A 23098-nucleotide genomic window follows, 5' to 3' on the forward strand; every position below is an offset into this window, starting at 1 on the left:
CAATCCCGCCATAGGGAAGTAAGGGCCTTAACGCTTGGGAGGCGGGGAACTACGCTGGGTTTACGAAATGCCGGGCGCCTATGCCCCGGCGGCGTATGCGTTCCGCGTGTGACGAGGGGTGGCGCATGACCAGGGAGCTACGCGAGCCCAACGAGAAGCTCGGCGCCGTCCTCGCCCTCGCGGGCATCAGCAACGCCGGGCTGGCCCGGCGGGTCAACGACCTGGGCGCGCAGCGCGGGCTGACGCTCCGCTACGACAAGACGTCGGTGGCCCGGTGGGTGTCGAAGGGCATGGTGCCCCAGGGCGCCGCCCCGCACCTGATCGCCGCAGCCATCGGCGCGAAGTTAGGACGCCCGGTCCCGCTGCACGAGATCGGCCTGGCGGACGCGGACCCGGCGCCCGAGGTGGGCCTGGCCTTCCCGCGCGACGTGGGCGCGGCCGTGCGCTCCGCCACCGACCTCTACCGGCTGGACCTCGCCGGGCGGCGCGGCGGTGGCGGGATCTGGCAGTCCCTCGCGGGCTCCTTCTCCGTCGCGGCGTACGCGACGCCGGCGTCCCGCTGGCTGATATCTCCCGCGGACGGTTCGGTGGCGCGGGAACCGGCGGGCCCGGCCCACGACCCTCCGGCGGACCCGGGACCGGCCCGGGGCGCGACGGCACCCGGTACGGCGGCACCGGCCGCGACGGCACCCGGCGGCGCGGCAGCGGGCAGCGCGACCCCGGGCACGGCCTCGGGCGCGCCCGCACAGGGGAACGCGGCCCCCGCACCCCCCGCGGCAGGCCCGCGGACCACCCCGGACGGCCGGACGACCGGACCGGCGACCGGCCCGATGACCGGTCCGACGGCCGGACAGACGGCCGGGCAGTCGGCCCCGCCGTCCACCGTTGTGCCCGCGCAGCCCGGCACCGAAACGCCGCGCGACCACGGTCAGCGCGTCGGCCACAGCGACGTCACCAAGCTGCGCGAGGCGGCCGAGGACGCCCGCCGCTGGGACTCCAAGTACGGCGGCGGGGACTGGCGTTCGTCGATGGTGCCGGAGTGCCTGCGGGTGGACGCGGCACCGCTGCTGCTCGGCTCGTACACCGACGAGGTGGGCCGCGCCCTGTTCGGCGCGACCGCCGAACTGACCCGGCTGGCCGGGTGGATGGCCTTCGACACCGGCCAGCAGGAGGCCGCCCAGCGGTACTACATCCAGGCGCTGCGCCTGGCCCGCGCGGCCGCGGACGTACCGCTCGGCGGTTACGTCCTGGCCTCGATGTCCCTGCAGGCGACCTACCGGGACTTCCCCGACGAGGGCGTCGACCTCGCCCAGGCGGCCGTCGAGCGCAACCGCGGCCTGGCCACCTCCCGCACGATGAGCTTCTTCCGGCTGGTGGAGGCGCGGGCGCACGCGAAGGCGGGCGACTCCGCGGCGGCCGGGGCGGCGCTGCGGGCGTCGGAGGGCTGGCTGGAGCGGGCCCGCGCGGGCGACCCCGACCCGACCTGGCTGGGTTTCTACTCGTACGACCGTTTCGCGGCGGATGCGGCGGAATGCTACCGGGACCTCAAACTCCCCCGGCAGGTGCGGCGCTTCACCGAGCAGGCGCTGTCCCGGCCCACCGAGGAGTACGTGCGCTCCCACGGGCTGCGGCTGGTGGTGAGCGCGGTCGCCGAGCTGGAATCGGGAAACCTCGACGCGGCCTGCGCGGCGGGTACCCGGGCGGTGGAGGTGGCGGGCAGGATCTCCTCCGCGCGCACGACCGAATACGTACGGGACCTGCTGCACCGGCTGGAACCCTACGGGGACGAACCGCGCGTCGCGGAGCTCCGCGAACGGGCCCGGCCGCTGCTGGTGGCGCCGGCGTAGAGACCCGCGTCACCGGGCTGTCGGTGCGGGGGTGCAGTATGCAGGGGTGGGAGGTGTCAGCGTGGGCGGCGGCGTGGACTGCGATGTGCTGGTGATCGGTGGCGGGATCGTCGGCCTGTCGACGGCGCATGCCGTGTCGCGGCTGGCCCCGGGCACGCGGGTGGTGGTCCTGGAGAAGGAGTCCGGCCCGGCCCGGCACCAGACCGGGCGCAACAGCGGGGTGATCCACAGCGGGATCTACTACCGCCCGGGATCCCTCAAGGCCCGGTTCGCGGTGAGCGGCGCCGCCGAGATGGTCAAGTTCTGCGCGGAGCACGGCATCCCGCACGAGGTGACGGGCAAGCTGATCGTCGCCACCGAGCGCGAGGAGCTGCCGCGGCTGCACGCCCTGGTCCAGCGCGGCCGGGAGAACGGCATCCCGGTGCGCGAGCTGGGCCCCGCCCAGATCACGGAGTACGAGCCGCAGGTGCGGGGGCTGGCGGCGATCCACGTCGGCAGCACCGGGATCGTGGACTACGGCCGGGTGAGCTCCCAGCTCGCGGAGTCCTCGGGCGCGGAGATCGTCTACGGCGCCGAGGTGGACCTGATCTCCCGCCGGCCCTCCGCCGTGGCGGTCCGCACGACGTCCGGCCTGGTGGTCAGGGCCCGGGTCCTGGTGAACTGCGCCGGCCTGCACTGCGACCGGATCGCCCGCCTCGCCGGGGACGACCCGGGCATGCGGATCATCCCCTTCCGGGGCGAGTACTACGACCTGGCCCGCCCGGACCTGGTCCGCGGGCTGGTCTACCCGGTGCCCGACCCGGCGTTCCCCTTCCTCGGCGTGCACCTGACCCGTGGCATCGGCGGCGGCGTCCACGTCGGCCCCAACGCCGTGCCGGCCCTGGCCCGCGAGGGGTACGGCTGGTCGACGGTGCGTCCGCGCGACATCGCCGACGAGCTCGCCTGGCCGGGCGCCTGGCGGATGGCCTCCCGGCACTGGCGGTACGGCACGGGCGAGATCCACCGCTCGCTGTCGAAGCAGGCCTTCACCCGGGCGGTGCGCCGCCTCCTGCCCGCCGTCACCGCGGCGGACCTGCACCCGGCCGCGGCCGGGGTCCGCGCACAGGCCGTCCTGCGGGACGGCACCCTGGTGGACGACTTCCTGATCCGGGACGCCCCGCGCACGGTCCACGTCCTCAACGCCCCCTCCCCCGCCGCGACGGCCTCCCTGCCGATCGGCCGCGAGATCGCCACCCGGGTCCTGCGCACCCTCACCGGGGCATGAGCCCGCCGGGCGCAGCGGTGTTCCCGAGCCCGCCCGGGGCCTGAGCCGCCCGGGTCCGGATCCGGCCCCGGAGCGGCGGGACGCCGTCGGCCGTGCGGGACCGCGGGAACACCGCTGCGCCCGGCGGCGCACCGGCGGGGAGCACCGCCCCGTCGTAGAATCAGCGCATTGTGTCTGAGTCCCTGAACCCCACGCCGCCCGCCGTCCCGGACGCCGCCGTCGCCGAGCCCGTCGCCGACCCCGCGCCGGAGGCGAACTCGTACGTGCCGCCGAAGTGGCGCACCGAGCCCCGTTTCCCCGACGGACCCGCGCCCGACCCGGCCGGCTCGCACCACGAGCGGCGGATCCGGAGCTTCCAGCCGCGGCGCAGCCGTGTCACCACCGGCCAGGGCGAGGCGCTCAAGCGGCTCTGGGGCACCTGGGGCCTGGACATCGACGGCCACTCGGTCATCGACCTGAAGGAGCTCTTCGACGGCCTCCCCGTCGTCCTGGAGATCGGCTTCGGCATGGGCGAGGCCACCGCGCAGATGGCCGCCGCCGATCCCGCCATCGGCATCCTCGCCGCGGACGTGCACACTCCCGGTCAGGGCAATCTCCTCGCCCTCGCCGAGCGGGGCGGCCTCACCAACGTCCGCGTGGCCAACGGCGACGCCATCATCCTGCTCCGCGAGATGCTGCCGCCCGCCTCCCTGGACGGGATCCGGGTGTACTTCCCGGACCCCTGGCCCAAGGCCCGCCACCACAAGCGCCGGCTGATCCAGCCCGAGTTCCTCACGCTGGCCGCGACCCGCCTGGCACCCGGGGCCCTGCTGCACTGCGCGACCGACTGGGAGCCGTACGCCGAGCAGATGCTCGAAGTGCTCGGCGCCCACCCGGACTTCGAGAACACCCAGCCGGACGGCGGCTTCTCGCCCCGCCCGGACTTCCGGCCGCTCACCCGCTTCGAGGGGCAGGGGCTCGACAAGGGGCACGTCGTACACGACTTGCTGTTCCGGCGCAGGGAGAACTGACAACGTCACCGCGCGTGTCGGACCGGATCGCTAGGGTCATCATGTGTTCCGAGCGCTCCTCCCCCAGCCGGCGCCGGGCGGCACCACCGCCCGGCCCGCGCGCCCGTCCGGCACGGTCCGCACGTGTGTGCTCGTCGTCCTGCTCGCCGCCACCGGGATCGCCATCCTCGACATGGTGCGGGAGCAGACCGGCACCTCGGGTTTTTTCGTCGGCCTCGGTCTGGCCCTGCTGCCGGTGGCGCCGCTCATGGCGGCCTTCCGGTGGCTCGGCCGGGCCGCGCCCGCGCCCTGGGCGCAGCTGCTGTTCTGCTTCGCGTGGGGCGCCTGCACCGCGGCGCTGATCGCCATACTGGCCAACAACTTCGCCACCCAGTGGATAGCCGCGGCCACCGCCGACCCCTCGGACGCGGACCAGCTCGGCTCGGTCGCGATCGCCCCGGTGGTGGAGGAGAGCGCCAAGGCGGCGGCCCTGCTGATGGTGTTCGTCTTCCACAGACGTCATTTCACCGGTCCCGCCGACGGGTTCGTGGTGGCCGGCTTCACCGCCACCGGCTTCGCCTTCACCGAGAACATCCTCTACCTGGGCAACGCCTACGGGCAGGACCTCGCCTCGGACAGCGGTGTGCTGGACTCCCTGACGGCCGCGACCTTCTTCGTACGGGTCGTGCTGTCGCCGTTCGCGCACCCGCTGTTCACCGTGCTCACCGGGCTCGGTTTCGGCGCGGCCGCGCTCGCCGCGCGCCGCTCGCAGCGCGTCTGCCTGCCGCTGCTCGGCCTGGCGCTGGCGATGGGCATGCACGCGCTGTGGAACGGCTCCTCGCAGTTCGGGGACCACGGCTTCTACGCGGTCTACGGCAGCGTCATGGTCCCGTCCTTCGGGATGCTGGTGTGGCTGGCGGTGCGGATGCGGCGCAACCGTCTCCGGGCCGTCGCCGAGGAGCTGGCTCCGTACGCGGCCGCCGGGTGGTTCGGCCCCGCGGAGGTGCCCGCCCTGGCCTCCATGCCGGCCCGTGCGCTGGCCCGCGACCTGGCCCGGCACAGCGGCGGACGGGCCGCCGCCCGCGCGGTCGCCCGCTACGAGGCGGACGCGGCCGCCCTGGCCCTGCTGCGGCACCGGGCGCGGCGCGGCGGGCCGCTGCGGGAGCCGGACTTCGCCCGCCGGGAGCGGCAGTTGCTCCAGCGGCTGTGGCAGCGCCGGGCCACGGCGGCTCCGGCCCTGGCGCGCGCGGCGGTGCTGGAGGAGCTGCTGCCGCCGTCCTTCGACCCCTTGCCCGCCCCGGCCGTCCCGGTGGCCGATGCACCGGCGCCGCCCGTGGTGGCGGGGGCGGCGGCCGTGCCCGGGCCCCGGGAGGCGGGCCCCGGCCTCAGACGTTCAGGCCCTTGGACTCCAGCCAGGCCAGCGGGTCCACCGTCGAGCCGCCCTTGCGCACTTCCAGGTGGAGATGGGGGCCGGTGACGTTGCCGGTGGCGCCGACGCGGCCGATGGTGTCCCCGGCGCCGACCGATCCGGAGGTCACCGACATCGACGACAGGTGGCAGTACCAGACCTCCGTGCCGTCCTCCAGCTGAAGGACGATCCGGTAGCCGTACGCGCCGGACCAGCCCGCGGAGATGATCTTCCCGGCGGCGACGGCCTTGGCGGGCGTGCCGGTCGGGGCCGCGAAGTCGAGGCCGGTGTGGTGGCCGGAGGACCACATCGAACCGGAGACCCCGTAGTGCGAGGTGAGGGTGTAGGAGGAGGTCGGCAGGGAGTAGCCGCCCACCGAGGGGGCGGGGCGCTCCTGCGCGGCCTTGGCCTCGGCGGCCTTGCGGGCGGCCTCGGCCTCTTCGGCCGCCTTCGCCTCGGCCTGCGCCTTGGCTTCCTCCTCCGCCTTGCGGGCCGCTTCCCGCTTGTCCTTCGCCTCCTGGGCGGCGGCGTCCCGTGCGGCCTGCTCGGCCTGGGCGCGGGTCTGCGCCTCGGCGGCCTCGTGCTGGGACTCGGCCTGCTGCAGGATGCGGTTGCGCAGGACCTCGCCGGCGTCGGTGCCGCGTTCGGTCTGCTGGGCGATGATCCCGTTCGAGGCGTTCTGCGCGGAGGCCGAACCCCCGTCCTGCTGCTGCCCGTTGGCGCCGGTCACGAGGTCCGGGAGGGCCGGCATGGATATCGCGACCTGGGGGCGGTCCTGCGCCGTGGCGATGCCGCCGGCGCCGACCGCCGCGATGACGCCGACGCCGAGCACGGTCGAGCTGCGGGCGAGCCCTCCGCGCTGCTTGGCGACACGGTGCTTGCCGCGGACCGGGCGGACCGACTCCTCGGTGGGATTCCACTCGCCCCAGGCGCCGGCGGTGGGCGCCCCCTGGCTCTCGACGCCTTCGGGGGCAGGCAAGTTGGAGGCCACCGGGGCACTCTCCTCATTACGCGACCGCGCACGGCGCCGTCTCTTGCGACGACTGGGACGACCGCGCTGCGTTATCGAAAGGTAATAGACGCGGGGGAGTGATTCCAAGCTGTTGCGCTTGATCGTTCAGACCAATCGACCACGGGATGGCTTGCTTTGGCCACCCTTTACCGCAGCAAAGACACATCAACTAGGGCAAAACTCAAGCATATAGATCATCTCTTCAGCCACACCTGCCCCATGACGGGGCGTCAAGCCCTGTGCGGAGAGCACCGATGCAATGACGGAACGTCAGCACACCTCAGTGCCTCGCCACCCCGGCGGAACCCCCCGGAACCACCACCCGGCGCCGCACCGCCGGACCCGGCCGCACCGGCCGGCCGACCGCGAGCAGCGCCATGTCGTCCGCCGCACCACCGCCCGTGTGCCGGCGCACGTCGCCGCTGAGCGCGCTGAGCAGCGCCTGCGGCCCCGGCACCGGCCGCCCCCGCAGCCGCGCCGCCGGATCGTAGAAGTCGCCCGCCCGGTCCCGGGCCTCCGTCAGCCCGTCCGTGTAGAGCAGCAGCGTGGACCCGGGCGGGAAGGACCACTCCCGTACGCGGCCCTGGCGCCCGCCCAGGTCCGCCATACCGAGGGGCAGGGCCGGTTCGGCCGGGGCGAGCACCGCCAGCCGGCCGTCCCCGTGCAGCAGCAGCGGCTCCGGGTGGCCCCGGTTGAGCAGCCGCAGCAGGTCCGCGTCCGCCCGGATCTCCCCGAGCACGCACGTCGTGAACCCCTCGACCGCGTCCGGACCGGCCCGCCGCGCACCCTCGCGCTCCAGGGCCCGTTCCAGCCGCTGCGCCACCGCCTCCAGGGTCGGCTCGGTCTCCGCCGCCTCCCGGAAGGCGCCGAGGACCACCGCGACGGCCTCCACCGCGCCCAGCCCCTTGCCGCGTACGTCGCCCACCGCCAGCCGCACCCCGTACGGCGTGTCCTGGACGGCGTACAGGTCGCCGCCGATGCAGGCCCCGGCCTGGGCCGCCTCGTACCAGGCGGACACGTGCAGGCCACCGATGCGCTCGGCGGGCTTCGGGAGCACGGCCCGCTGCGCGGCCTCCGCGATCCCCCGGGCGGAGGCCAGCCGCTCACGGCTGCGCCGCACCACCCGGTTGATCAGCAGTGCCAGGCCGGCCACCGTGACGACCGTGGCCAGCTCGGTCAGGGCCCGCGCGCTCCAACCCGTCCCGTGGTGGACGTGCAGCAGGAAGACGGCGCACACCGCCAGGAGCCCGGTGAGGGCCGTGGCCCGCAGGGTGAGCAGCGGAGCCGCGATCAGCGGGGCCGCGGAGAAGCAGGGCGCTCCGGTGAAGTCCGTCGGTGCCCACAGGTCGAAGACCAGCCCGAGGGCGATCAGCGCGCCCGGCAGCGCCCGGAGCACCCGCCGGGCCCGGCCGGGCGCACCGCCCGGCGTACGTCCGGTGCCCGGCGTACGTCCGGTGCCGTGCGCGCGTCCGATGCCGTGCGCGCGTCCACCGTTGTCCTGTCGGCCCAGCCCCCACACGCGCCTCTCCCGCCACCGCCCGGTCCCGTCACCACGGGTGCGGGCCCGCCGCCGCGCCTCTCAAGGCTGGCGGTGTCCGCGGGCCCCGGCGACCCGGCGATGGCCGTACGGGTGAGGGGGAGCGGGGCGCGGGCGGCGCCGGACACGACGAAGGCCCGGTTCCCAAGGGAACCGGGCCTCGTACTGAGTAGCGGGGACAGGATTTGAACCTGCGACCTCTGGGTTATGAGCCCAGCGAGCTACCGAGCTGCTCCACCCCGCGTCGGTGAACACAACTCTACGCCATCCGGGAGGTTGCCTGCGCCAATTAACGGCCGAGCGCCTCACGAGCCCGGATCGCCGCAGGTCAAAGGCGGTATAGCGGCCAAAAGTGACCACCCTCCCCGAGGAAGATCATCTCTGTTGCCCTCCGGTGACACTGCGGGCATGGTTCCGCGATCGCATCCGGGTGAAGATTCTCCTGTCGCAGGGCGAGGGGGGACCACGCACCGGCCGGCGACACGACCACACCCACCGGCTCGGCGCTCCGCCGATGCCCCTGTGATTCCTCGGGGGGAGTCCACCATGTCCGTTCGCACCGCTGCCGCCATCGCAGTCGTCGCCGGCGTCGTCACCACTCTGCTGCCGCTCTCGGCCACTGCCGCGTCGGCCGCACCCGCCGGCGGCGACCACGCCGTACTGCGCACGGAGATGGGCACCCCGGTCCCGAACGGCCCGCTGACCCGCGGCGGCGCCACCGAGTCCTTCGACCTGACCGTGAAGAACCCGACCGGCAAGGCCGTCGAGTACAAGCCGTGGATGCTGCTCCACCCGAAGGGCCCGAGCCTGCTCCAGGAGAAGGACGTCGTCTTCAGGGTGGAGGCCGTGGACGCCCCGGCCACCACCTCCTCGGTGGGCCGCCAGGACGGCGAATGGCAGGGGACCTTCGCACCGTCGGCCGGTTCGGGCAGCTCCGCGAGCGGCTTCGACATCCCCGCGAACGGCAAGATGACCTGGAAGGTCACCATCGGTCTGGGGACGGACTACCCCACCAACAACGGGGACTTCACGCTCACCGCGACCAGCTACAACAACTCCGTGGCGGCCGGCGGATCGGACTCCCACCTCTTCACGGTCGACCCGAAGACGAAGACGGGCGAGCTGAAGACCTGGTTCAAGCAGGTCGGTTCCGGCAAGGACGGCCAGGAGCAGCGCGCCTACCTCGACCTGAACTACCAGGCGACCGGGGACGGCACGTTCGCCACCGCCCTCGCCACCAGCCTGAGCCTGTCCCACCCGGGCGAGCAGGCCGCGGACTTCCGCCTGCAGGGCCTGATCGACGGCCGCTGGCAGGACCTGCGCGCCGAGGACGGCCGCTACGAGCTGCCCCGGATCCCCAAGGGCTTCGGCGCCGCCTCCGGCGTCCACACCCTGCCGCTGCGGGTCAGCCTGGGCCTCGACACGAAGATCCCGGGGCGCACCCTCGTCACCATGACCGCCGAGGTCCGGCACGACGGGGGCAGCAGGCCGCTGCGGACCGCCACGCTGACGTTCCCGCTGGCCCCCATCGTCGAGCCGGTCACCACCCCGCCGGTCACCACGCCGACCACCCCGGTCACGCCCACCACGCCCACCACCCCGCCCGCCACCACCGCGCCGGTGCAGCAGGCCGTCGCCACCGGCACGGGCACGACCCCGGGCACGACCACGACCACCACCACGACGGGCTCCGGCGTGACCACCACGGGCTCCTCGGCCGGTTCCCTCGCCACCACCGGCGCCGGCTCCGCCACCGGCCTGTACGCCGCTCTCGCGGGCGCCCTGGTCGCGCTCGGCGCGGCCGCCGTGTGGATCGGCCGTCGCCGCCGCGTCGGAGCCTGATCCCCCGTACGCGGCGGCCGCCGGCCCCTGCTCAGCCCGCCGGGGCCGGGGCCGGCCGCACCACCCGGGTCAGGACCCGGGTGGTGCTCCCGTCGTCCTCCCGGAGGTCCCGTACGTGCGCGAAGCCGATCCGGCCCAGCAGGGCCAGGGAGGCGGTGTTCGGGGCGGCCACGGTGGCGTGCACCTCGGTCAGGCCGAGGTGTGCGGCACCGTACGCGACGAGCGCCTCCGCCAGCTCGGTGCCGAGCCCGGTTCCCCAGGCCTCGGGGGCCAGGGCGTAGACGATCTCGTGACCGCCGGTCTCCTCGGTCGGCTTGATCTCGGCGTGCCCGACGAACCGGCCGTCGCGGCGCACGGCCCACACGTCGAAGAGGTCCTGGGCGTAGACCCTGGTGAAGATCCGCTCGAACAGGGCCCGGTCCTCGGCCTCGGTGGCGGGGCCGTCCCCCATCCACCGCGACACCGCCGGGTCCTGGAAGAGGGCGACGAAGTCGTCCTCTTCGGCGGGGGTGTACGGATCGAGGTGCAGGCGTCCGGTGCGCAGAGCGGGAGTCACGCCGGCCGACGCTACCGAGTCCGGCCGGCCGGCTCATCCTCATTTCCCGGCCCCCCGACCACGAGAAGCGGCAGCACCGCAGTACACCCAGACGTCGAGGCCGCCTTCCGCCGCTTCCGCGCGCACACCGCCGCCCCGTCCTTCCGCGGCGCGCTGGCGACCGCGGCGGACGCCGGCCCCGTGGGCATCGCGTACGGGCGGCCGTCGGCGGCGGACACGAAGTGGTGGGAACCGCTCCACGACCGCACGACCGACGAGGACCGGCGCGAGGACGGCCGCCGCACCTTCGGGCTGATGGAACTGGCCGTACGGAAGGCCCACCGCAGGCGGGACGTCGCGCGCCGCCTGCACGACGCCCTGCTGTCCGGCACCGGGGCGGAGCGGGCGGTGCTGCACGTCCACGCCGCCAACACGGCGGCGGTGGCGGCGTACCGCGCCTGGGGCTACGAGGAACTCGCCACCACCCGCCCGTGGCCCGGCGCGGACCCGCACCACGTACTGCTGCTGCCCCTGCACTGACCCCACCCACGGCACCGCCGCTGCCCGGACACGGGGCGACCGGTTGCCCCGAAAACGGTGAAGCGCCCCGTCCGACGGTGTCGGACGGGGCGCTTCGGCGCAGGTCAGAGGAAGGTTCCTCCGCCTCGCGAGCGGTAGGCCATGTCGGACTCGAACCGACAACCAACGGATTAAAAGTCCGCTGCTCTGCCAATTGAGCTAATGGCCCTCCACCTGCTCACCCCAGAGCATAGCCGGACCGCGCCGGTCAGCCGATCGGGTATCGGCGGACCGGCCTGTCGTCGGCGTGCGGGGACGGTCCCGGCGCGGGTGCGCGAAGCCGTGGGCGGCCCGCCGTCTCCTCGCGCGCCGTCAACTCCCTGACCGCGCCCGGGGATCGCGCACCACGCACGACAGGGCCCCACGACCGTGGTCGTGGGGCCCTGTCGGTGGTTCGGGCTCAGCCCTGATCAGCCGTTGCGCTTCCAGCGGGGCTTGTCGTCGCGGCGGCCGCCGAAGGAACCGGTCGAGCCGGATCCGGACGGGCGGTGGTCGTCGCGGCGGCCGTACGGACGGTCACCGGCGCCGCCGGAGCGGAAGCCGCCGGAGGGACGGTCGTCGCGACGGAAACCACCACGGTCACCACCGCGGTCACCACGGTCGTCACGGTTGAAGCCACCGGACGGACGGTCGTCACGACGGAAACCACCCGACGGACGGTCATCGCGGCGGAAACCACCCGACGGACGGTCGTCACGACGGAAACCACCACGGTCACCACCGCGGTCACCACGGTCGTCACGGTTGAAGCCACCGGACGGACGGTCCTCACGACGGAAACCACCCGACGGACGGTCATCGCGGCGGAAACCACCCGACGGACGGTCGTCACGACGGAAACCACCACGGTCACCACCGCGGTCACCACGGTCGTCACGGTTGAAGCCACCGGACGGACGGTCCTCACGACGGAAACCACCCGACGGACGGTCATCGCGGCGGAAACCACCCGACGGACGGTCGTCACGACGGAAACCACCACGGTCACCACCGCGGTCACCACGGTCACCACGGTCGCCGCGGTATCCGCCACGGTCGCCACCGCGGTCACGGCGCTCGTAGTTGCCCCGCTCGTCGCGCTGCGGACGCTGCTCCTCACGGCGCTCCTGCGCGGCCAGTTCGGCGGCGGCGGCCGCTGCGGCAGCGGCGACCTCGGCCTCGGCGGCCTCCGCGACCTCGGCGACCGCGGCCTCCGGGTCCTCGCCGCGCTCGCGCGCGGAACGGGCGACCAGGCGGTCGGCCTCCTCGCGCAGCTCGGCGGCGCGGCGGGTCATGCGCTCCAGCTGCTTGGTGAGGTCGGCGACCTCGCGCTCGGCCTGCTTGGCCGCGTTGTTGGCGGAGTCGGCCTGGACCTCGGTGAGCGAGCGCGCACCGGTGATCTCGGCGACCTCCGGGTCGAACGCGCCCGCACCGCCGACGATGTGGCGCGAGGCGTCCACGCCGGCGTCCTCCATCAGGCGGAAGATCTGGCGGCGCTGGTGCGGCAGCGCCAGGGAGACCACGACACCGGACTTGCCGGCGCGTGCGGTACGGCCCGAGCGGTGCAGGTAGTCCTTGTGGTCGCCGGCCGGGTCCACGTTGAGGACCAGGTCGATGCCGTCGACGTGGATGCCGCGGGCGGCGACGTCGGTGGCGACGAGGGCGTTGACGTAGCCGTCCTTGAAGTCGGCGAGGACGCGGGTACGGGCACCCTGCGTCATGCCGCCGTGCAGCGCGTCGGCCTTCACGCCGGCCTCGACGAGCTGCTCGGCGATGCGGTCGGCGCCCAGCTGGGTGCGGACGAAGATGATGGTGCGGCCCTTGCGGGCGGCGATGGCGGCGGTGACCGGCGCCTTGTCCTTCGGCTTCACGACGAGCACGTGGTGCGTCATGGTCGTGACGTTGCCCTGCGCGCTGTCGACCTCGTGCGTGACGGGGTGGGACAGGTAGCGCTTGACCAGGGTGCCGATCTCGTTCTCCATGGTGGCGGAGAAGAGCATGCGCTGGCCGCCCTCGGGGATCTGGTCGAGCAGCTCGGTGACCTCGGGCAGGAAGCCCAGGTCGGCCATCTGGTCGGCCTCGTCGAGGACCGCGACCTGGACGTTCTCCAGGGAGCAGGCGCCGCGGTTGATGATGTCGCGCAGACGGCCGGGGGTGGCGACGAGGATGTCGACGCCGCGCTCCAGGGCGTAGATCTGGTTGCCCATGGAGGTACCGCCGCAGACGACCTTCATCTTCAGGCCGAGCACGTCGCCGTAGGGCTGGAGGGCGTCCGCGACCTGCATCGCGAGCTCACGGGTCGGCGTGAGGATGATCGCGCGGGGCTTCTTCTTCTCGGTGTGCCCGCCGGCCAGCGCGGCCAGGGTCGGGAGACCGAAGGAGAGGGTCTTGCCGGAGCCGGTGCGGCCGCGGCCGAGGATGTCCTTGCCGGCCAGGGCGTCCGGGATGGTCGCGGCCTGGATCGGGAAGGGGGTGGTGACACCGTTCTGGGCGAGCTTGCGCACGATGCCCTCGGGCAGACCGAGGTCGCCGAAGGTGATCGTGGGCTCGGCGTCGGCGCCGTCGGCGTCGAAGTCGTCGTCGGAGTCCGTGAAGGACTCGCCGTTCGTCACGTCGGCCTCGAGAGCCTCGATGATCTCGTTCGCCTCAGCGGCCTCGATGGCCTCGGTGACCACGAGGGCCTCGGCGTCGATGAGCTCGTTGGAGTCGTTCTCGGGCATGACGGAACGGTCAGAACTGGAAATGGACATGCGAAATGCGAAACCTTCCGGAGTCTCGGCACGCGCCCAAACTCCGTGAATCGCAAATCGACCGCCTCAATGCGGTCAGCCACGGCTAGGGAGAGTACGCGCCACACGGCGCTCTTCGGATTCGGCGCCGGGCAATGGGATCAAACGATCTATAACCATACGCACCCTCCCCCGGGTCTGGCAAGTCGCTCCCCCCGAATTGCCACTGACCTGCACGAACGTCCCCAGGGGCAGAGCGCGACCGGCCCGCGGGACCGGCGTGCGCGCCTACGTCTGCGGCCCCGGCTGCGTGCTGGGCTCCGGCTGCGGGATCGACGGTCCGGGCGTGGGTTCCGTCACAGGCGGCGTCGGGACGGGCGGCTCCGGCGTCGGACTGGCCGACTGCTGGCCCCCGCCCGGACCGCCGGCGCCGCCGCCCCCGGCGCTGCCCGTGCCCCCGGCCGGCGGCTGCTGCGGGCCCTGCCCGCCCGCCGCGCCGCCCGGCCCCGCCGACGGGCCGGGCGCACCGGGCCTGCCGCTCGGGGCGCCCGGGCTGGGCGAGGCCCCGGTCGCCCCGGAGGCCTTGCCGTCCTCCTTGCCCCGGCCGCCCTGGCCCGCGGCGGCGTCCTTCGCGCCCTGTCCGTTGCCGTGCACCCCGGAGCCGCGGCCGGAGACCGTCCCGGCCCCCGCCTCGGCGCCGCTGCGCCGGTCGGCCGCCGCGGAGGGGCCTGGCGTGGCCGCGTCCTCGCCGACGCTCATGCAGCCGGCCGTCGCCGCGACGGCGAGCGCGGTGACGGCGAGTCGGAGGGAAGCGGACAACTGGCGCACGGGGCACCTCCGGGAGCTGGGGATCGGTGTCCCGCAGCAGCGGGTCGATGTGCCCAACTCCCCGCGCCCCGTATGGGACACGCCCTCAGGCGAACAGGTGTCGCGCCACCTGCGAGCCCAGGTGCACGGCGCCGAGCCCGACCAGCACCGACACCGTCACGTTCGCCGCGGCGAGCAGACCCCAACCACGCTCGGCCAGCCGCAGGGTCTCGTAGGAGAACGTCGAGTAGGTGCTCAGCGCCCCGCACAGTCCGGGGCCCAGCGCCACCGCCACCCCGGCGGGCACGGCCCCGGCGAGCACCGCGCCGGTCAGCGCCCCAAGCACCAGACAGGCGGCCGTGTTCACCACGAGCGTGCCCCAGGGGAAGACCGAGTCGTGGCGCCGCTGCACCGCACGGTCCGTCAGGTAGCGCAGCGGAGCGCCCACGACGGCGCCGGCGACCACGAGGAGCCAGTTCACCGGCGCACCCCGGCGCAGCGCCGGGTGACGGCGGCGGCCAGCCACACCGCGCCCAGGGCCGCGACCACCGTCAGGGCGCCGTAGCCGAGCGCGAGGGCGGCCTCCCCCTCGTCCAGGAGGCGCGAGAAGTCCAGCGCGTAGGTGGAGAAGGTGGTGAAGCCGCCGAGCACGCCGACCCCGGCGAAGGGCCGCAGCAGCGGGTGGGGCGAGGTCCGGCCGCCCTCACCGATCAGCACCATCAGTACGCCGATCAGCGCGCACCCGGAGGCGTTGATCCACAGGGTCGCCCAGGGGAAGGCCCCGGGCGCGGCCGGCCAGAGCAGCGAGACGCCGTACCGGGCCGAGGCGCCGAGGGCGCCGCCCGCCGCGACGGCGGCCAGCACCCGGCCCTGCGGCTCGGCGGCCTGCGCGGGCACGTGCAGGTCGACGTCCGGGTCGATCGCCTCGCCGTCGGCAACCGGCTCGGTCACCCGTACCCCAGCTCGTGCAGCCGGTCGTCGTCGATCCCGAAGTGGTGGGCGATCTCGTGCACCACGGTGACCTCCGTCTCCGCGACCACGCTCTCCCGGTCCTCGCACATCCGCAAGGTGGGGTTGCGGTAGATGGTGATCCGGTCGGGCAGCACCCCGGCGTACCACTCACCGCGGTCGGTCAGCGGGGTCCCCTCGTACAGACCGAGGAGCTCGGGGTCGTCGGCGGGCGGCTCGTCCTCGACGAACACCGCCACGTTGTCCATCAGCCGCGTCAGCTCCGGCGGGATCCGGTCCAGGGCCTCTGCGACGAGCTCCTCGAACTCCTCGCGCGTCATCTCCAGCACGGGCCCATTGTCGCTCCGCCCGGGCCCGCTCCCACCTGCCGGGGGAAACCGTTTTGGCGATAGGTCCCCGCATCCCATATGCTTCTCACGTCCCCGACGCGCTGGAAAGCGCCCAGGCGGGCCATAAGCCCTCATCGTCTAGTGGCCCAGGACGCCGCCCTTTCAAGGCGGTAGCACGGGTTCGAATCCCGTTGGGGGTACGCATTACCGTGTGCAAGACTTCGGTCTCGCACACCGCAAGGTCCTGTGGAGCAGTTGGTTAGCTCGCCACCCTGTCAAGGTGGAGGTCGCGGGTTCAAGTCCCGTCAGGATCGCTGAGGCCGGAAACGGTCTCGTGGCTGGGTAGCTCAGTTGGTACGAGCGATCGCCTGAAAAGCGATAGGTCGCCGGTTCGACCCCGGCCCCAGCCACCATCAGGAAGGCCCCGTCCCTCGGACGGGGCCTTCCTCTGTTACTCCTCCTCGGCCGCCGCCCGCTCCCGGCGGCGCCACTGGGCCAGGCCGAAGGCGACCGCCGCCACGGCGACCAGCCCGAGCAGCGCCCCGTCCGGAACGGCGTCCGCCACCCCGCGCACCCACTGCTCGACCGCGTAGCTGTCGTCCACGTCCAGCAGCCCCGGCAGCGCGCTCGCGCCGTCGTAGACGAGGAACAGCACGCCCAGCGTGATGAAGAACAGCCCGGACAGCAGCGAGGTGGTGTGCAGCTCCAGGCGGCCCGCGCGCAGGACGCGGCCGCGCAGCCAGCGGCGCCGGCCCAGCTCGAACCGCTCCCACAGCAGCGCCAGCGCGAAGAGCGGTACGGCCATCCCCAGCGCGTACACGGCGAGCAGCAGCCCGCCGTAGACCGGGCTGCCGCTGACCGCCGCGACCGTCAGGACGCTCCCCAGGATCGGTCCGGCGCAGAAGCCGGCCAGCCCGTAGACCGCGCCCAGCGCGTACACCGACAGGGCCGTCGTGGGCCGGATCCTCCCGGAGAGCTCCGAGATCCGGCGGGAGGCGAAGCCGAGGCCGAGGATCTGGGCCACCCCGAGGGCGATGATCAGCCAGCCGCCGGCCAGGACGAGCTGGTCGCGGTTGCCGAGGAAGAAGCGCCCGGCGTACGAGCCAGCCGCACCCAGCGGGACGAGGGTGCTGGCGAGTCCCGCGTAGAAGATGCAGGTACGGGCCAGCAGGCGGGTGGGGGAGTCGATCGAGTACGCGAAGAAGGCCGGCAGGAGCAGCGCGCTGCAGGGGCTGAGCAGCGCGAGGAGGCCGCCCAGCAGGGCGGCCAGGTATCCGATGTCGGTCACTGCTTCGCCGCCGCCTCGGCCTGCGCGATGGCCGCGGTGAAGGCGTCGAGGGGCTGTGCGCCGGCGATCGGCTTGCCGTTGACCAGGAAGGACGGGGTGGAGGTGACGCCGATCCGGTAGCCCTCCTCCTGGTCCTTCTTCAGGGCCGCCGTCGCCTGCTCGCCGGCCATGTCGGCCTTGAAGCGCTCCAGGTCCGGGACCCCGGCCTCGCGGGCCAGCTCCAGCAGGCGCGGCTCGGCGAAGCCCTTCTCCTTGGAGCCGTCGGCGTACGCGGCCGCGTGGAAGGCCGCGAACCGGTCCTGCTGCCCGGCCGCCCAGGCGGCCCGGGCGGCCCCCTCGGACTCGGCGCCGAAGATCGGGAAGTTGCGCCACTCGATGCGCAGGGTGCCGTTCTCCACGTACTTCTTCACCAGCTCGGGCTCGGTGTCCCGGGCGAACTTGCCGCAGTAGCCGCACTTGAAGTCGGAGTACTCGATGAGTACGACGGGGGCGTCGGCGCGGCCCGCGGCCAGCTTGTCGCCGGGCTCGCGCCGGGCCAGCGCCTTCAGGGCCGCCGAGGTGTCGGTGCGGGGCGCGGCGGCCGGCAGGGAGCCGGAGGACCCCCGGTCCTCGGGGGCGGTGGCCTGCCAGGAGACCAGGCCGAGGGTGATCGCGGCGACGGCCACGCCCGCGGAGATCAGCAGGGGCTTGGCGGCGGACGTGGGGCGGCGGGTGGGAGAGGACATGCGGGTGCTCCGGTTCTGCGGGTGAGGGGTGTACGGGCCGGGCGGTTCTCGCGCGGCGGGGTGCGGCGGCGGTCCGGGCGCTCCGCGGATGCGGGGCGGGACGGGACCTTCGGGGCACCCCCTACACCCGCATCACGGACAGCTCCGACGGGCCGGGCGCGGGCCGGGCGGGGCCCCGTACGGGTGCCCGCACGGGCGGGTCGGCGTACGGGCGGGCCGCGGCGGGCGCCGTACGGCCGGGCGGGACCTGCGCGTGCTCGCCGCCGGCCCGGGACGGGGCGGCGGGCGTGCCGCCCCGGTCGGGGGCCGCGGGGGCGCAGGCGGGCCCGTCCCCGTCGGGGGCGGGGTCGGCGCGGGGCCGGTCGGGGCGCTCCGGCGCGGTCCGCGGGCCGGAGGGCGCGGTCCGCGGGGCGGGCCGGCCGGACGGCGCGGACGCCGGATGCGCGGAGTCCGACGGGAGCAGGACGGGGGCCGGACGGCCCGCCCCGTGCAGGAGCGTTACGGCAGCGGCGGGGGCCGCCGCGCCCACGAGCACCGCCAGGACCGCGAGCACGGCGCAGCCGAAGAGGCGCAGGCGGGACAAGGTGGGCTGCCTCTCACTCGTACGGCCGGGGGAGTCGTCCCGAAATGGTACGGGTCCACCCGACAAATGCGTTCGCCACCCGGAGGGCCCAGGTGAGATCCTCGATCAGGTATGTCTACTTCCTTCGCCGCCCTGCAGACGCTTCTCGGTGAGATCTCCCTCCGTGACGCGCACCGCCTCGGCCGCCGCCTCGAGGGCGCCCGCCGCATCCGCAAGCCCGAGGCCAAGCAGGCCGTGCTCGACGAGATCGCCGCGGAGGCCGCGAAGGCCGCCGAGCGACTGGCCGGCCGTGCCTCGCGGATGCCGGAGGTCACGTATCCCGAGAACCTGCCCGTCAGCCAGAAGAAGGACGAGATCGCCGAGGCGATACGCGACCACCAGGTCGTGATCGTCGCCGGTGAGACCGGTTCCGGCAAGACCACGCAGATCCCCAAGATCTGCATGGAGCTGGGCCGGGGCGTGCGGGGCATGATCGGGCACACCCAGCCCCGGCGGATCGCCGCCCGCACGGTGGCCGAGCGGATCGCCGAGGAGCTGAAGTCCGAGATCGGACAGACCGTCGGCTGGAAGGTCCGCTTCACCGACCAGGTGGACCAGGACGCCACCTTCGTGAAGCTGATGACGGACGGCATCCTGCTCGCCGAGATCCAGACGGACCGCGAGCTGCGCGCCTACGACACGATCATCATCGACGAGGCCCACGAGCGCTCGCTCAACATCGACTTCCTGCTCGGCTACCTGGCGACGCTGCTGCCGAAGCGCCCCGACCTGAAGGTCGTCATCACCTCGGCGACCATCGACCCGGAGCGCTTCTCCCGCCACTTCGGCGACGCCCCGATCGTCGAGGTCAGCGGGCGGACCTACCCGGTGGAGGTCCGCTACCGGCCGCTGCTGGAAGAGGACTCCGAGGACTCCGACCGCGACCAGATCACCGCGATCTGCGACGCCGTCGACGAGCTCCAGGCCGAGGGCCCCGGCGACATCCTGGTCTTCCTCTCCGGCGAGCGCGAGATCCGTGACACCGCGGACGCGCTGATCAAGAAGAAGCTGCGGTTCACCGAGGTCCTCCCCCTCTACGCCCGCCTCTCGCACGCGGAGCAGCACCGGGTCTTCCAGCCCCACACCGGGCGGCGGATCGTGCTCGCGACCAACGTCGCCGAGACCTCGCTGACCGTCCCCGGCATCAAGTACGTGATCGACCCGGGCACGGCCCGCATCTCCCGCTACAGCCACCGCACCAAGGTGCAGCGCCTGCCGATCGAGCGGATCTCGCAGGCCAGCGCCAACCAGCGCAAGGGCCGCTGCGGCCGTACCAGCGACGGCATCTGCATCCGGCTGTACTCCGAGGCCGACTTCGACGCCCGGCCCGAGTTCACCGACGCCGAGATCCTGCGCACGAACCTGGCCTCCGTCATCCTCCAGATGACCGCCGCCGGCCTCGGCGAGATCGAGAAGTTCCCCTTCATCGACCCGCCGGACCACCGCAACATCCGCGACGGCGTACAGCTGCTCCAGGAGCTCGGGGCGCTGGACCCGGCCGAGAAGGATCCGAAGAAGCGCCTGACGCAGATGGGCCGCCGGCTGTCCCAGCTGCCCGTCGACCCGCGGCTGGCCCGCATGGTCATCGAGGCCGACAAGAACAACTGCGTCCGCGAGGTCATGGTGATCGCGGCGGCCCTGTCCATCCAGGACCCGCGCGAGCGGCCCTCGGACAAGCAGACCCAGGCCGACCAGAACCACGCCCGGTTCAAGGACGAGACCAGCGACTTCCTGTCCTTCCTGAACATGTGGCGCTACGTCCGCGAGCAGCAGAAGGAGCGCGGTTCGTCCTCCTTCCGCCGGATGTGCAAGCAGGAGTACCTGAACTTCCTGCGGATCCGCGAGTGGCAGGACATCTACTCGCAGCTGCGCACGGTCGCCAAGACCATGGGCATCCACGTCAACGAGGCCGACGCCCCGGAGCAGGTCGTCCACGTGTCCCTGCTGGCCGGTCTGCTCTCGCACATCGGCCTCAAGGACACCGACAAGAACGAGTACCTCGGCGCGCGCAGCGCCAAGTTCGCGATCTTCCCGGGCTCGTCGCTGTTCAAGAAGCAGCCGAAGTTCGTGATGTCGGCCGAGCTGGTGGAGACCTCGCGGCTGTGGGCGCGGGTGAACGCCAAGGTGGAGCCCGAGTGGGTGGAGCCGCTGGCGCAGCACCTGGTCAAGCGCACCTACAGCGAGCCGCACTGGGAGAAGGACCAGGCCGCGGTGATGGCGTACGAGAAGGTGACGCTGTACGGCGTGCCGATCGTCGCCCAGCGGAAGATCAACTACGGCCGGATCGACCCCGAGGTCTCGCGCGAGCTGTTCATCCGCAACGCGCTGGTCGAGGGCGACTGGCGGACCCACCACAAGTTCTACGCCGACAACCGCAAGCTCCTCACCGAGGTGGAGGAGCTGGAGAACCGGGCCCGGCGCCGCGACATCGTGGTGGACGACGAGACCCTCTTCGACTTCTACGACCAGCGGATCCCCGAGCACGTGGTGTCCGGGGCGCACTTCGACTCCTGGTGGAAGCACAAGAAGCGGGACGAGCCGGAACTGCTCGACTTCGAGCGGGAGATGCTGCTCACGGAGAAGGCGGCCGGGGTCACCAAGGCCGACTATCCGGACTCCTGGCGGCAGGGGCAGCTGAAGTTCCGGGTGACCTACCAGTTCGAGCCGGGCGCGGACGCGGACGGCGTGACCGTCCACATCCCGCTCCAGGTGCTGAACCAGGTCACCGACGAGGGCTTCGACTGGCAGATCCCGGGCCTGCGCGAGGAGGTCGTCACCGAGCTGATCCGGTCGCTGCCCAAGCCGATCCGCCGGCACTACGTGCCCGCGCCGAACTACGCGGGCCGCTTCCTGGACACGGCCGTGCCGCTGCAGGAGCCGCTGCCGGTGACCCTGGCCCGCGAGCTCCAGCGGATGGTCGGCGTGCCGGTGTCGGCCGAGGACTTCGACCTGGGCCGGATCCCCGACCACCTCAAGATCACCTTCCGGATCGTCGACGAGCGGCGCCGCAAGATCGCCGAGGACAAGGACCTGGAGGCCCTGCGGCTCCGGCTGAAGCCGAAGGCCCGCCAGGCCCTCTCCAAGGCGGCCGCGGCCACCGCCGAGCGGGCGGGCGGGGAGTCGGTGGAGCGCACCGGCCTGACCGACTGGACCATCGGCACCCTCAGCAGGGTCTTCGAGACCCGGCGGGCGGGCCAGCCGGTGAAGGCCTACCCGGCGCTGGTCGACGAGGGCGCGAGCGTCTCCGTACGGCTCTTCGACACCGAGGCGGAACAGCAGCGGGCGATGTGGCTCGGCACCCGCCGGCTCATCCTGCTGAACATCCCGGTGAACCCGGCCAAGTTCGCCTCCGACCACCTCGGCAACCAGCAGAAGCTGGCCCTCTCCAGGAACCCGCACGGATCCGTCCAGGCGCTGTTCGACGACTGCGCCACCGCGGCGGCCGACAAGCTGATCGCCGACCACGGCGGCCCGGCGTGGGACGAGGCGGGCTTCCGAAAGCTCTACGAGGCCGTGCGCGCGGACCTGGTGGACACGACCGTGCGGGCCGTGAACCAGGTGCAGCAGGTGCTGGCCGCCTGGCAGGCCTGTGAGCGGCGCCTGAAGGCCACCTCCAGCCTCGCGCTGGTCGCCAACGTCCAGGACGTCAGGACGCAGCTGGCGGGCCTGGTCCCGGCCGGCTTCGTGACGCTCACCGGGCTGCGCAGACTGCCGGACCTGATGCGCTACCTGGTGGCGGCGGACCGGCGGCTCCAGCAGATGCCCACGGGTGTCCAGCGCGACACCACGCGCATGGAGAAGGTCCACGAGATGCAGGACGAATACGCCTGGCTGCTGGAGCAGCTCCCGAAGGGCCGGCCCGTCCCGTCCTCGGTGACCGACATCCGCTGGATGATCGAGGAACTGCGCGTCAGCTACTTCGCGCACGCGCTCGGGACGGCGTACCCGATCTCCGACAAGCGGATCGTGAAGGCGGTGGACGCAGCGGCCCCCTGATCGGTTCGACCGCACCCCCTGAGCTGCTGTACAGTCTGTTTCGCAGCCGCCTCCGGGGGGCCGCGAATCAAGGTCCTGTGGAGCAGTTGGTTAGCTCGCCACCCTGTCAAGGTGGAGGTCGCGGGTTCAAGTCCCGTCAGGATCGCAACAACGTCAGGGCCCGTATCCCCCAGGGGATACGGGCCCTGACGCATGAGCGGGTGCCGGCCGTGAACGGTGTTGGCGCCCCGGCGGGCGCCGCGCCGCCGTCCGCCACGTCGCGCCTCCGGCCGACCGCGCGCCTCGGGCCTCTCCGGCCGACCGCTCCGGCCGCTCCGGCGGCTCCCCGCCCCTTCGCGCCACTCCCGCGCGGCACCCGGAATCCGGCACGGAAGGCACGGGGAGCGGAATCCCCCGTTCGCATGATGCCCCGGTCGCGCACTTCCCCTTTACGGGGTGCATTACCGGATATACAAGAGTGATCATCTGTGACGGGAGTCACCGCACGAGTTTCTGAGACTCCTACTTTTATCGCATCCATACACCGGCTCGATTTAATATGTGCAATGGCACCTCCCCCGCGAGGGCCCGGCGCGACCCCGTGAACCGCCCCTGACCTGGGCATAAAAAAGATCGCGCTGGACCCGGCGGAGTCCAGCGCG

General features: G+C 73.2%; 18 protein-coding genes and 6 tRNA genes. 11 read left to right on the forward strand and 13 right to left on the reverse strand.

What is annotated here, in order from left to right; genetic code table 11:
* Window positions 1–125: 125 nt before the first annotated feature.
* The 4 genes from ACPU2J_RS16130 to ACPU2J_RS16145 all read left to right on the forward strand — a co-directional run bounded on the left by ACPU2J_RS16130 (window position 126) and on the right by ACPU2J_RS16145 (window position 5577).
* On the forward strand, window positions 126–1847 hold the full coding sequence (locus ACPU2J_RS16130) for a sporulation protein (protein WP_423833494.1): 1722 nt from the start codon (window positions 126–128) through the stop codon (window positions 1845–1847).
* 31 nt (window positions 1848–1878) lie between these two features.
* Complete coding sequence (gene lhgO / locus ACPU2J_RS16135) at window positions 1879–3111, forward strand: L-2-hydroxyglutarate oxidase (protein ID WP_361590243.1); 1233 nt, start codon at window positions 1879–1881, stop codon at window positions 3109–3111.
* 170 nt (window positions 3112–3281) lie between these two features.
* A complete protein-coding gene (trmB, locus tag ACPU2J_RS16140; RefSeq protein WP_391346519.1) occupies window positions 3282–4121 on the forward strand; it encodes a tRNA (guanosine(46)-N7)-methyltransferase TrmB in 840 nt (279 codons plus the stop codon).
* Window positions 4122–4164: 43 nt separating this feature from the next.
* Window positions 4165–5577 carry a PrsW family intramembrane metalloprotease gene (locus ACPU2J_RS16145; RefSeq protein WP_399815884.1) on the forward strand — a complete coding sequence of 471 codons (1413 nt, stop codon included), beginning with the start codon at window positions 4165–4167 and terminating at the stop codon, window positions 5575–5577.
* On the opposite strand, the gene ACPU2J_RS16150 is transcribed toward ACPU2J_RS16145, so the two are convergent.
* From ACPU2J_RS16150 to ACPU2J_RS16160, 3 genes are all read right to left on the reverse strand, one after another.
* Entirely contained in the window at window positions 5486–6499 is a 1014-nt protein-coding gene (locus tag ACPU2J_RS16150) for a M23 family metallopeptidase (protein WP_423833495.1), read from the reverse strand. The genes ACPU2J_RS16145 and ACPU2J_RS16150 overlap by 92 nt on opposite strands.
* Before the next feature lie 301 nt (window positions 6500–6800).
* Window positions 6801–7994, reverse strand: a complete 1194-nt coding sequence (locus ACPU2J_RS16155; RefSeq protein WP_423834973.1) for a PP2C family protein-serine/threonine phosphatase — start codon at window positions 7992–7994, stop codon at window positions 6801–6803.
* Between the two features lie 233 nt (window positions 7995–8227).
* Window positions 8228–8301 (reverse strand) — tRNA-Met (locus ACPU2J_RS16160).
* A 302-nt stretch (window positions 8302–8603) separates the two neighbouring features.
* Between ACPU2J_RS16160 and ACPU2J_RS16165 the strand changes: the two genes are divergently transcribed.
* Window positions 8604–9899 (forward strand): hypothetical protein, encoded by a 1296-nt coding sequence (locus tag ACPU2J_RS16165; protein WP_423833496.1) that lies wholly within the window; start codon window positions 8604–8606, stop codon window positions 9897–9899.
* A gap of 31 nt (window positions 9900–9930) precedes the next feature.
* On the opposite strand, the gene ACPU2J_RS16170 is transcribed toward ACPU2J_RS16165, so the two are convergent.
* Window positions 9931–10455 carry a GNAT family N-acetyltransferase gene (locus tag ACPU2J_RS16170; RefSeq protein WP_423833497.1) on the reverse strand — a complete coding sequence of 175 codons (525 nt, stop codon included), beginning with the start codon at window positions 10453–10455 and terminating at the stop codon, window positions 9931–9933.
* A gap of 180 nt (window positions 10456–10635) precedes the next feature.
* On the opposite strand from ACPU2J_RS16170, the gene ACPU2J_RS16175 reads away from it, so the two are divergent.
* Window positions 10636–10974 carry a GNAT family N-acetyltransferase gene (locus ACPU2J_RS16175; RefSeq protein WP_423833498.1) on the forward strand — a complete coding sequence of 113 codons (339 nt, stop codon included), beginning with the start codon at window positions 10636–10638 and terminating at the stop codon, window positions 10972–10974.
* 135 nt (window positions 10975–11109) lie between these two features.
* Here ACPU2J_RS16175 and ACPU2J_RS16180 read toward each other — a convergent pair.
* The 6 genes from ACPU2J_RS16180 to ACPU2J_RS16205 all read right to left on the reverse strand — a co-directional run bounded on the left by ACPU2J_RS16180 (window position 11110) and on the right by ACPU2J_RS16205 (window position 15826).
* A tRNA-Lys gene (locus tag ACPU2J_RS16180) sits at window positions 11110–11182 on the reverse strand.
* Between the two features lie 241 nt (window positions 11183–11423).
* Window positions 11424–13712, reverse strand: a complete 2289-nt coding sequence (locus ACPU2J_RS16185) for a DEAD/DEAH box helicase (RefSeq protein ID WP_423833499.1) — start codon at window positions 13710–13712, stop codon at window positions 11424–11426.
* Window positions 13713–14009: 297 nt separating this feature from the next.
* The gene (locus tag ACPU2J_RS16190; RefSeq protein ID WP_423833500.1) at window positions 14010–14549 is read right to left on the reverse strand and encodes a hypothetical protein; all 540 of its coding nucleotides are present in this window, start codon (window positions 14547–14549) and stop codon (window positions 14010–14012) included.
* An 85-nt stretch (window positions 14550–14634) separates the two neighbouring features.
* Window positions 14635–15009, reverse strand: coding sequence for a fluoride efflux transporter FluC (locus ACPU2J_RS16195; protein WP_389075724.1), 375 nt, complete (start codon window positions 15007–15009; stop codon window positions 14635–14637).
* A complete protein-coding gene (locus ACPU2J_RS16200) occupies window positions 15006–15479 on the reverse strand; it encodes a fluoride efflux transporter FluC (RefSeq protein ID WP_361590217.1) in 474 nt (157 codons plus the stop codon). The genes ACPU2J_RS16195 and ACPU2J_RS16200 overlap by 4 nt, the downstream gene beginning before the upstream one ends.
* Window positions 15476–15826 (reverse strand): metallopeptidase family protein, encoded by a 351-nt coding sequence (locus ACPU2J_RS16205; RefSeq protein ID WP_266935388.1) that lies wholly within the window; start codon window positions 15824–15826, stop codon window positions 15476–15478. The genes ACPU2J_RS16200 and ACPU2J_RS16205 overlap by 4 nt, the downstream gene beginning before the upstream one ends.
* 127 nt (window positions 15827–15953) lie before the next feature.
* On the opposite strand from ACPU2J_RS16205, the gene ACPU2J_RS16210 reads away from it, so the two are divergent.
* The 3 genes from ACPU2J_RS16210 to ACPU2J_RS16220 all read left to right on the forward strand — a co-directional run bounded on the left by ACPU2J_RS16210 (window position 15954) and on the right by ACPU2J_RS16220 (window position 16239).
* Window positions 15954–16026, forward strand: a tRNA-Glu gene (locus tag ACPU2J_RS16210).
* Window positions 16027–16066: 40 nt separating this feature from the next.
* Window positions 16067–16140, forward strand: a tRNA-Asp gene (locus ACPU2J_RS16215).
* 22 nt (window positions 16141–16162) lie between these two features.
* Window positions 16163–16239: transfer RNA gene (locus tag ACPU2J_RS16220), tRNA-Phe, on the forward strand.
* A gap of 38 nt (window positions 16240–16277) precedes the next feature.
* Here ACPU2J_RS16220 and ACPU2J_RS16225 read toward each other — a convergent pair.
* The 3 genes from ACPU2J_RS16225 to ACPU2J_RS16235 all read right to left on the reverse strand — a co-directional run bounded on the left by ACPU2J_RS16225 (window position 16278) and on the right by ACPU2J_RS16235 (window position 18422).
* Window positions 16278–17114, reverse strand: a complete 837-nt coding sequence (locus ACPU2J_RS16225) for a cytochrome c biogenesis CcdA family protein (protein ID WP_389075729.1) — start codon at window positions 17112–17114, stop codon at window positions 16278–16280.
* Complete coding sequence (locus ACPU2J_RS16230; RefSeq protein ID WP_361590211.1) at window positions 17111–17839, reverse strand: DsbA family protein; 729 nt, start codon at window positions 17837–17839, stop codon at window positions 17111–17113. Before ACPU2J_RS16230 ends, ACPU2J_RS16225 begins: the two co-directional genes overlap by 4 nt.
* Window positions 17840–17960: 121 nt before the next feature.
* On the reverse strand, window positions 17961–18422 hold the full coding sequence (locus ACPU2J_RS16235) for a hypothetical protein (RefSeq protein ID WP_423833501.1): 462 nt from the start codon (window positions 18420–18422) through the stop codon (window positions 17961–17963).
* 111 nt (window positions 18423–18533) lie between these two features.
* On the opposite strand from ACPU2J_RS16235, the gene hrpA reads away from it, so the two are divergent.
* Both hrpA and ACPU2J_RS16245 read left to right on the forward strand, forming a co-directional pair.
* Window positions 18534–22457: an ATP-dependent RNA helicase HrpA gene (hrpA, locus tag ACPU2J_RS16240; protein ID WP_423833502.1), complete on the forward strand. Its 3924-nt coding sequence runs from the start codon at window positions 18534–18536 to the stop codon at window positions 22455–22457.
* A 71-nt stretch (window positions 22458–22528) separates the two neighbouring features.
* Window positions 22529–22602, forward strand: a tRNA-Asp gene (locus ACPU2J_RS16245).
* Window positions 22603–23098 lie beyond the last annotated feature (496 nt).

The organism is Streptomyces manipurensis (genome assembly GCF_049570255.1).
Classification (GTDB): Bacteria; Actinomycetota; Actinomycetes; order Streptomycetales; family Streptomycetaceae; genus Streptomyces; species Streptomyces manipurensis.